The following is a 9,013-nucleotide window of genomic DNA, read 5'->3' as shown; positions in this document are numbered from 1 at the left end:
GTGCACAAATTGGTTCACGCGTGGCGGATCGCACATGCAAATACAATGATTTAGGGTGCGGGATGCTGCCGTCGCAATCCCTCTCGCTCCGCCACATTTTATGCAGAAAAAACCTAGCAAGCATCTGAAGTGGTTTGGAAAATATCTGAGCCTTCTTACAGGTGTTTTTGCAACGACCTAAGTTGATGCACAAATTGGTGCACATTTTGGTGCACATGGCCCCTTGTGCCCACCCTCGAAACCCGCGCATCTGTACTCATGATCTACCTGCGCGGCACTACTTGGTTCATGCGGCGGCGGCGGCCCAAGCGCTATGCTGCGGTCGACCCCCGCGAGATTCTCAACATCAGCTTGGCGACCGACAGCGAGAGGATTGCTCGCGAGAAGGAGGCCGCCGTCTGGGGGGAACTGGTCGAGGGTTGGGAAGCGAAGCTCGCCGGCCGTGATGGCGATGCTGAGGAGCGCTATCAGGCTGCCCGCGACCTGGCGCAGCAGCGCGGCTTCCGCTTCCGGCGGATGGAGGAGGTGGCCAAGATGCCGACGGCCGAGATCCTCGATCGGGTCGAAGCGATCTCCGACGTGAAGGGTAAGCCCGATGAAATGGAGGCAGCCGCGCTTCTCGGTACCGCCCGGCCCCCGGCGCTGACCATCAGCCGCGCACTAGAAGCCTACTGGACGCTGGCCCGCGACAAGACCCTTGGCAAGTCGGCCGACCAGCTGCGGCGCTGGCGCAACCCGCACATCAAGGCGATCCGCAACCTGATCGGCGTCGTCGGCGATGTCGAGCTCGAGCGGCTCACGCCCGATGACATGCAGGACTTCCGCGACTGGTGGATCGATAAGGTCGAGGAGGGCGACGTGATCGCCGCTTCGGCGAACAAGGACTTCACCTATGTCGGCGCGGTGCTGCGCCTGGTCGCGGCGCGCAAACGGCTCGGCTTCGTGCCACCGACGCCCGAACCCATCAAGGCAGGGCGCCAGAACACGCGGCTGCCCTTCTCGGTGGACTGGATCCGCGACAGGATCATCCCCGGCCTTGGCGGGCTGAACGGCGAGGCGCGCGCGATCGTCCTTGTGATGGTCAACACGGGCATGAGGCCGAGCGAGATCGCCAACCTGGGTGGCGATCGGATCCAGCTTGAGGGCAGCATCCCGCATGTCCAGGTGCGACCCGAAGGGCGTCAGCTGAAGAACGATGTCTCTGAGCGTGACGTACCGCTTGTCGGCGTCTCGCTCGAGGCCATGCGCGGCTGCCCAGAGGGCTTTCCGCGATATCTCGACAAGGCGGGCCTGTCGGCGACCGTGAACAAGTACCTGCGGGAGAACGGGCTGTCCGAGACGCCGCGCCACACGCTCTATGGTCTGCGGCATTCGGTCGAGGATAGGCTCTTGATCGCTGGGGTGGATGAGCGGGTGCGCCGTGACATCCTTGGCCATAGCCTCAATCGGCAACGCTATGGCGACGGGGGCGGGTTGCCGATGAAGCTCGAAGCGCTGCAGCGGATCGCGCTCTAGTCTGAGCTTAAGCTGCTCAGGAGTTTTAGCACTGCGTGCTGCTTCTTTTCAGGCACGGCCTGCACTGCGCACAGCAATTCTACGGTTTCTCGATCCATGGCCCGGTCTACTGGAAACATTGCCGGCTGCTCATCGTCGTAGAAGGAAGACACCGGTAGATCCAGCGCTCGGGCGATATCCCATAGCCGTGAAGCGGAGACCCGGTTCGTACCGGCTTCGACTTCTAAATTCGCTGAAACTTGCAGCCAGCTGCATTGCCAAGCTGCATCTGCGTGATCCCCCGACCCGACCAATGTCCGCTTCGAGCCCCATCTGACCATGGCGTCCCAAGTCGAGTTCGGGCGTACCAACGACGTGCGATTCGACGCGAACGGCCCATTGCCGCCATTCGGCTGGCTTGCAGCGCATGTCCGTTTTGCCGAACATGACAGCATTGTTGTACGGCAGCGCTACCGCCTCGTGAGCGGCACGCTATGTAGGGCGGTGCTGCCTGGTTCGGGTTAGCTCAGCGGTTTGTCTTGAAGGGTGACCTTTTTCCGGAAAACCGAACCACCCGATAGGGGCAGGCCAAAACGGTTACCCCAGACCGGTGTCGCTGTAGTCAGTATTCGACTACAGCGTGGCGTACCTCTACGGTCATGCTTCGCAGTACGTTGCCCGATCCTGAGAAACTCCCAGCCACCGGGACGACCTGGTGAATGCCACGGGCGACTGCGATGGGGATGAGGTTTTTTGCTCCGACGCTGCGATTTGTAGGGTCAAACGCGACCCATCCCGCGCCGGGAATGAAGACTTCGGCCCAGGCATGGGTAGAACCCGACCCTTCGGACCCGGTAAGGTTCGTTTTGGGATCGAAGAGGTAGCCGGAAACGATGCGGGCCCCCAAGCTGAGCGTGCGCGCCGCTTCAGCAAACAACAACGCGAAGTCACGGCACGAGCCCCAACCGCGGGTAAGCGTTTCCAACGGCGACTGCGTCCCTTCCATCTCTCGGTTTTGGTATGAGATCTGCGTCGACACCCCGTTGGCGATATCTTTGAGCAGAGACAACGTATCCGTGGGGCGTTGAAGGACGAAGCTTTCGACCCAACGAGAAAACCGGGCCTCGGGGTCGGGATATTGCGGCGTGGTCAGGGCGCCGAGGTCGGCCCAGTCGTCGCCTGAATAGTGGAAGGGGAAGCTGATCGCCTCCGCCGCAATGGCGAATACCGGCCAAATCGCCGCGGTCAGGACGACTGTTGAACGGCTTTCGATGATCAGATGGTTGCTTAGCTGATTGAAGTGCGCCGTGGCGACAGCATTGCCCGCAACGTCATGGGCCCAAGTAATATCGCCATCTGGATCTGGCGTCAGGGTGATCTCATGCGACACCAGCCGCAGATCCCGTGCTTCGCGCGGGCGCAGCATCATCCGATGGGGTCCAAGCAGAACGGGTTCGCCGTAGCGGTATTCGGTCTTGTGATAGGTCGTCAACGTGGTCACGGCCTATGTCCTTCGGCTGGAATAAAGTCGCACGGCGTCGGATCGGCTGGGCGGTGGCAATAGGTCAGGCGGGATTGGAGCACAGAGGTGTCGCCTCCGGCTGCCGTCTTAATCGGCGCCACCGGACCAAAAGCCAGCTTCACATCGGGGAGCCAGCCGTCCAGCAACAGCAACAGCAACAGCAACAGCAACAGCACCGGCCCGGGCATAATAGCGGAGCCTCCGCCTGGTTCGCTCTCTTGATCCGGATCTTGTACCCCGAACCCGCTACTCGCAAAGTCATGAAAACCCCCGTCAATTTGGGAGATGTTCGGGACAAGTCCATGCTCAGCGGTGCCGAACCGATATCTTAGTGACTCTGATCTCTCGGATGAGGCCTGCAACTGCACGGTGCGTCTGAACGTCGATACCAACCCCAGTCGCATTTTCATGCGTGGTCGCAGCATCCTGCAAGACACCTTGGATCTCGCTTTCTGATAACAACTGACCATCACCGAGCGCGAGAAGGAGCGCTTCGCAGATCGAAAGTGCGGCCATGCCGGAAAGGGCGTTCTGATCGGTCATTCGAAGAATCCTCTCTGAACGAAACGCCGCCAGAAAATTCCGTACGCCGCACGATCGTCGCCATGTTGGCATGAACTGCGGTATAGAAAACTGATCGAGAGCAGCCATCGCGTTCGAAGTTCCTGCTATTCCGGCACATGGAGGAGAACGTTTGGCCATCAACATATCTGACGCCTTTGCCCGCAAGCTCGGCGCCTTCGTTGCCTTATCGGCGACGGAACTCGACGTACTGTCACGCTTGCACCGCCGTCGCAGGACCTTCGTAGCTGGGCGCGATCTCGTGCATCAGGGGCAATCAGAGCAGGCCGCCTACATCCTGGCGTCAGGCTGGGTCTGTTCCTACAAATCGCAACCGGATGGGTCACGCCAGATCATCGATTTCCAGATCCCGGGCGACTTCCTCGGCTTGCGGAGCATCCTTTTGCATACTTCTGATCATGGCATCCAACCTATCGTGGAGATCGAGGCTGCTGAGGTTCGGAAACAGGATCTTCTGGATGCGTTTGCGCATACTCCCCGCTTGGCGACAGCCGTCCTCTGGGCTGCCTCGCGGGACGAGGCGATGGTCGTCGAGCATTTGGTGGGGCTTGGACGGCGCAGCGCGATGGAGCGCATGGCCCACATGCTGCTCGAACTGGGAGCCAGGCTGGCGCTGGTCGGCATGGGAAACAAGACCGGCTATGATTGTCCTTTGACCCAGTACCATCTGGCGGATGCTCTGGGTCTGAGCGCGGTGCATGTCAATCGCGTGCTTCGGCAGTTGCGCGAGGAGGGGCTGGTGACCTTTCAGGGCGGCCATGTCGCCTTCAATGATTATCCGGGCCTTGTGGCCCTGGCCGAGTTCGACCCGACCTATCTTGATCAGGTGGGTCCTCTTCTCGATTGAGAACGCGCCCACGGGGGTCATGAGTATCGATGCCCCCATGAGGTTCTGCCGTGGTTGTCATGCAAAGGGCGTCTGTTGATGCGAGACTCGCAGCCAGCCTCCGTCCCGCAGGTGAAACGAGGACATGCAGAGCGCTTCGAATATCTCACTACCCGGCCGATCGGCCGACACACGGTAGGCGAGAGCTATTGTATCGCCATTGCGCATGCAGCTTCTGTCCAAGAAGGCGACGGAGCGCCAGCGCGCCTGATCCAGCCAGACGGTCCAAATGTCGATGCCCCTAAGAGGGCACGGGTCCTGAGGAAGGAGGAACACAGCATCTGCCGCCGTCGAAGCGCGGGCTTGTGAGAGGCCACCGCTCCATAGGCTTTCTTCCATTTTCCAGAGCCGCGCCTCCTGCGGTGGGAGGGACTTCCGCGCTGAAGCCGGAAACGGCCGGAGGTTGGGAAAGGGCAGGATCATTCCCCGGCTCCAGCGCGACCAAAATACAGGATCTGGGCGAGTGCCAACAGGATCATGAGCAGCCAGAAGATCGGCAGTGAGGAAAGCGTTGGACTTCCCAGGGGATCTCCATGGCGCAATGCGGCTCGCGGCCTAAATCGTTCCGGAAGCAGCAAACTTAGTCGTTCCGCCGTGGCAGCGTGCTCGCGCTTGAGCGTCGGCACGTCGCGGAATCGGGTCAACAGCCGATCCAGTCGTTCGCGCGCGACCGATCGCGGCATCGTTGCGAGGTCTGAGGCCTCTTTCCACGGATCGAGGCCGAGCCTTGCGAGGGCCGACAGAACGGTTACGACGTAGCCATTCCTGTCTTCTCCCACTGGAGCGAAAAGAAACCGGTCGCAGTCGTTTGCGCCGGGATGAAGCAGGTTGGAGCTAGGCATGGAAGTCGCCTTTCGGGCTCTCTATCGCCACGGCACAAAGGCCAGATTGGCATGTGAAGAAGTAGGGATTTTGGGCTGCTTTGATGAGCAGTTGGGTAAGAACAGGCCCAATCTCGCAGAGTTGGCGCGAAGCGGCGCTGATGCAGATCAGTCATTTGATCTAAAACGCCATTCGCAAGCTTGGCAGTGGTTGCGCCCCGGTTTCGTTGAAAAAGCATGGTCGACGCTAACACCGGTCAGTCTCCCGCGCAGAGCTGGGCCGTATGGTGCTCCTGTTGGTCGGGCGAGGTACGATCCTCGCCTCGCGACTGGTGCAGGCCATACCTGTGAGCAATCTGGGAGAGGCCCGAGATGACAGTGCGATCTTCCGAATCGGTGGTGACGTTTACTCATCCGTTCCGCATCTCCGGCTATTCGGAGGAGTTGCCTGAAGGCGATTACATGGTGGTTGTCGAAGAGGAGCTCCTTCAGGGGCTCAGCTTCGAGGCCTATCGAAGAACCGGCACATACCTGACTGTTCAGGGCAGGGGGAACCGGGCCGACAGTTCAGAGACGCGCCCGGTTACTCAGAAAGCACTGGAGGCCGCCCTTGATCGTGACCGGATGCTCGCTGCGGAAAACGACAACTCTTCGGCCTGAACGACGCGAGGCGGGACGCTGGCCTGTTCATTCCATGGTGCTGGCTGGTCCGTTGAGCGTCCTGCTCTTGATTGATCCCCGCACACACCGAAAAGGAGACACACGATGTCCTTCAAAGACCTGTCCAAAAAGACGGCGCAGCCGCCGAAGGCGGCCGAAACCAAAAGCCCGAACCAAAGCCCTGCCACGAAGGATGCCGCCCCGGCACCGGACTACACGGCCCATTCACCGAAGAAGTCTTGAACGCCGTGGCTCGCTCAGTCCTGCCACGTCGAGCGACGAGGGCGGACGGGATGGCAATCATTTCGAAGGAGGTTTTGGACGACACGATCCGCAAGGCCACGGCAACCTTCTCGCGCGCCTTCATGTTTCCCGGCTTCGACGAGATGCTGCCGGCAGGAGAGTACGACATCGAGACCGAGCTGTCCGCCCCGGTCGATCATCTGAGCCCCGAAGACTGGAAAGCTTCGGTCCTGATCCACTTGCATCCACGGGAAACGCATCCGGGACTGGCGCGGAGCCTGACCGTATCACTTGCCGATCTGGAGTTCGCCCTCATGCTGGACGGCCTCTCGACGCAGGAGCTGACGCTTGCCTTCCTCGAGGAAATGCTGGTCGACCCCCTCGTCCGGCTGCTGATGCAGGCCGACGAGGTTTCGGAAGCGGAACTTCGATACTTTTACGCAAGTCCGCGGCCTCATGAGGCACGAGGTGCCGAGGCGGTAAACCGTTCGCCCGTAAACAAAGCGCAGAGAGCGCTGGACGATAAGTTCGCCATCCAGTCGGCCGAAAACGAGGGCATGCCGATGCACTACCGCCGCGCACCGAACTGATCGTTCGAAGTTGCTGCACCACGGATGCCCGCGGATGCCCAGCACCAACCCGAGGTCGTGCCGATCAACAGGAGGGACGACCAAACATGTCCAAGGGACACAAGCGAAGCAACAAGGAAGCCAAGAAGCCAAAGCAGGAGAAGGTCCCGCCGGTCGCGCCGTCGAGCGTATCTTAGGCGACGCCGCCTTGCCGAAACTCAAGAAGAAGCACTGAGCCGGTTTCTTCCCCTCGCGGAGCGTATCCCGCTCCGATCAATACCGCGCGCAATGCGCGGGTCTTGGCGCATCCGCGCCACCCACATCTCAATCAGCTTCGAGATCGAAGCAGGAGACCAACATGAACGTGACGCATTCTCGCAAGAACATGGGCATCATCGCCGCCGTTCTCATCGGTGTCGTCGTGATCGCCGCCTATGTCTTTGGCTGGTATGGCGGCGATCCCACGGTGGCGATCCCCGCGAACTGAGACGACCGCAGCCGTTCGGGTGATCGGAGCGGCCGGTCGAGGTGTGCGGGCAAAGGCCCGATCATTTCGGGCGGCTTCGCGGACCGTCTGAATAGAATTTTCAACAAGGCGGGCCGCGATGACGTTTCATGCTGAGGTTGTTGCATATCACGGTGAGGGGCGACCTGATGCTGTGGACGGCCTCTGCACCACCGTGGTGTGCGATGATTTGGCCGTTGAGCCAGAACTGTATCGCACCCTCGGAAAGACCGGCGGACACCCCAGCTGTCCCTCATGCGGTGCGAGCCACATCATCTCCCGGTCCAGCCAGATCAACAGCGAGCCACGCTTCTGCAGCGCCGCGTTGTAGGCGGACCAGTTCGTCGTGCGATAGCGGGCAGGTGGAGGCTTCGTCATGCCACCCACCTAAGCGGCGGCTTCGCTGTGTGAACCGTAAGGCCGGGAGTTCTGCAACGGCACCTCCAATATGGAGATGTCGGCCTGCGACGAGCGGGGCATGGAAGGAAACTTCCATATCGATCACTACCGGCTGCCGGAGTGACCCGGGGAGGCCCACAACTAACCTGACTGAAGCCCCAGTAGCGAACGTTGGGCAATCTCGCAGCGAATGACTGCTTTCCGCCCCTTCCTCCCGAATACCTTCGCAGGCGCAGCAGGAACCGAGCGCACGCAGCAAAGGTCTAGAAAGTTCGCATAGCGGACCAACACGGTTTGCGGACACCCCCAATAGTAAAGGTTGGAAAGATTGGATAATCGTTAGGCCATGAATGAGCCTACAGTGCGAAAGGCAGCGATGAGTGGGCGGAACTTCTGACCATAGCTACCTCAGCGGATCGCACGCTGAGCCGCTGCGAGTTCGTCACGAAGCCGGTTGATGAGGGGGATGTAGGCTTCGCCGCCTGGTGCCGCTGCGATGCGCTCGACCTTCAGCAGTGCGGCTTCAATGCGCGCTGCGAAAGTCTCAAGCGGGGAGGGGCGGTGAGCAGCTGGCATCAGAGGCACCCGTGTTCGGCGAGCTTGCTGGTCATACCCAGTCTCCGACCGCCTCGACCGCGAGGCCATGGGCATTCCGCATGACGATCACGGCCAAGGCTTCGCCTGGCGTCGCGCTGTCGCGCCCGCTGATGCGCAGCACCTCCCGGCCAAGGAACACGTCACCCGGCTCGCCGAGCAGCTGTATGAAGCCGTAGCCTTTCATCGTGTCAAACCACTTCACGCGGCCCGGGCGGAGGGCGCCGGCTGGGGTCACGATATCGATGCTGACGATGCGCTCGATCTGGGGACGACCAACAGCGGTCCGGATCTCGGCCATGACACTTGTGCCGGCGGCGATCGAACTCCGGCCGGCGGCGATGAGCCTGCTGCCTGGCAACAGGAGATCTTCTGCGAAGTCCGGCGCAGTCGCGAAGCCGAAGCCGCGAGCGGGATCGAAGAACTTGATGGTCGCGCGAACAGTGGTGGGGGTCAGGGCGTTCATGCCGTGTGCTCCTTCATGCCGCGCCCCGGCGGGCATGCGCCCATTCGAGGAAGGGTTGTCGTGGGCCATAAGTCTGATGCCACTGCTCGATGAGGCGGCGGCGCAGCGCGTCGCGGACGGCTTCGACTTTCGGGTCGGTTCCGTCGACCAGATCGGCAAGGATCGTCTCGGCATCCGCGGCGCGGCCGGATTGCAGGGTGCCGAGCGCCAGCTCGATGCCGCTCTCGAGGCGGGCAACTTCATCGGCGCATAGGCACGGCAGACAGCGGCAG

Annotated in this window: 11 protein-coding genes and 1 pseudogene; 7 read left to right on the top strand and 5 right to left on the bottom strand. The window is 61.1% G+C overall.

Annotated features, from left to right (window positions below):
* Positions 1-258 precede the first annotated feature (258 nt).
* Entirely contained in the window at positions 259-1,515 is a 1,257-nt protein-coding gene (locus BLT43_RS12020) for a site-specific integrase (RefSeq protein ID WP_090113194.1), read from the top strand.
* 601 nt (positions 1,516-2,116) lie between these two features.
* Here BLT43_RS12020 and BLT43_RS12010 read toward each other — a convergent pair.
* Entirely contained in the window at positions 2,117-2,995 is an 879-nt protein-coding gene (locus BLT43_RS12010; RefSeq protein WP_090113192.1) for a transglutaminase family protein, read from the bottom strand.
* A 327-nt stretch (positions 2,996-3,322) separates the two neighbouring features.
* Positions 3,323-3,559 carry a hypothetical protein gene (locus BLT43_RS12005; protein ID WP_090113190.1) on the bottom strand — a complete coding sequence of 79 codons (237 nt, stop codon included), beginning with the start codon at positions 3,557-3,559 and terminating at the stop codon, positions 3,323-3,325.
* A 151-nt stretch (positions 3,560-3,710) separates the two neighbouring features.
* On the opposite strand from BLT43_RS12005, the gene BLT43_RS12000 reads away from it, so the two are divergent.
* Positions 3,711-4,445 (top strand): Crp/Fnr family transcriptional regulator, encoded by a 735-nt coding sequence (locus BLT43_RS12000; RefSeq protein WP_242652289.1) that lies wholly within the window; start codon positions 3,711-3,713, stop codon positions 4,443-4,445.
* Positions 4,446-4,903: 458 nt separating this feature from the next.
* On the opposite strand, the gene BLT43_RS18930 is transcribed toward BLT43_RS12000, so the two are convergent.
* Positions 4,904-5,326 (bottom strand): hypothetical protein, encoded by a 423-nt coding sequence (locus tag BLT43_RS18930; protein ID WP_131802652.1) that lies wholly within the window; start codon positions 5,324-5,326, stop codon positions 4,904-4,906.
* A gap of 351 nt (positions 5,327-5,677) precedes the next feature.
* Here BLT43_RS18930 and BLT43_RS11995 point away from each other — a divergent pair, with 351 nt between their 5' ends.
* From BLT43_RS11995 to BLT43_RS19450, 4 genes are all read left to right on the top strand, one after another.
* Entirely contained in the window at positions 5,678-5,965 is a 288-nt protein-coding gene (locus BLT43_RS11995; RefSeq protein WP_090113188.1) for a hypothetical protein, read from the top strand.
* Positions 5,966-6,070: 105 nt separating this feature from the next.
* A complete protein-coding gene (locus BLT43_RS19150) occupies positions 6,071-6,208 on the top strand; it encodes a hypothetical protein (protein WP_165612605.1) in 138 nt (45 codons plus the stop codon).
* Between the two features lie 74 nt (positions 6,209-6,282).
* Positions 6,283-6,798 carry a hypothetical protein gene (locus BLT43_RS11990; RefSeq protein WP_242652288.1) on the top strand — a complete coding sequence of 172 codons (516 nt, stop codon included), beginning with the start codon at positions 6,283-6,285 and terminating at the stop codon, positions 6,796-6,798.
* 337 nt (positions 6,799-7,135) lie between these two features.
* Complete coding sequence (locus tag BLT43_RS19450; protein WP_278245656.1) at positions 7,136-7,264, top strand: hypothetical protein; 129 nt, start codon at positions 7,136-7,138, stop codon at positions 7,262-7,264.
* A gap of 243 nt (positions 7,265-7,507) precedes the next feature.
* Here the strand turns inward: BLT43_RS19450 and BLT43_RS18715 are convergent.
* Together BLT43_RS18715 and BLT43_RS11980 are read right to left on the bottom strand one after the other, a co-directional pair.
* Positions 7,508-7,660, bottom strand: a pseudogene (locus BLT43_RS18715) (IS5/IS1182 family transposase); the annotation flags it as partial.
* A 628-nt stretch (positions 7,661-8,288) separates the two neighbouring features.
* Positions 8,289-8,741: a cold-shock protein gene (locus BLT43_RS11980; protein WP_090113184.1), complete on the bottom strand. Its 453-nt coding sequence runs from the start codon at positions 8,739-8,741 to the stop codon at positions 8,289-8,291.
* Positions 8,742-8,817: 76 nt separating this feature from the next.
* On the opposite strand from BLT43_RS11980, the gene BLT43_RS19145 reads away from it, so the two are divergent.
* Positions 8,818-8,994, top strand: a complete 177-nt coding sequence (locus BLT43_RS19145) for a hypothetical protein (RefSeq protein WP_165612604.1) — start codon at positions 8,818-8,820, stop codon at positions 8,992-8,994.
* The last annotated feature ends 19 nt before the right edge of the window (positions 8,995-9,013 follow it).

The sequence above is a fragment of the Limimaricola pyoseonensis genome (genome assembly GCF_900102015.1).
GTDB lineage: Bacteria > Pseudomonadota > Alphaproteobacteria > Rhodobacterales > Rhodobacteraceae > Limimaricola > Limimaricola pyoseonensis.
Note: the sequence above shows the minus strand (reverse complement) of the source record. Positions and strands in the feature narration are given on the sequence as shown.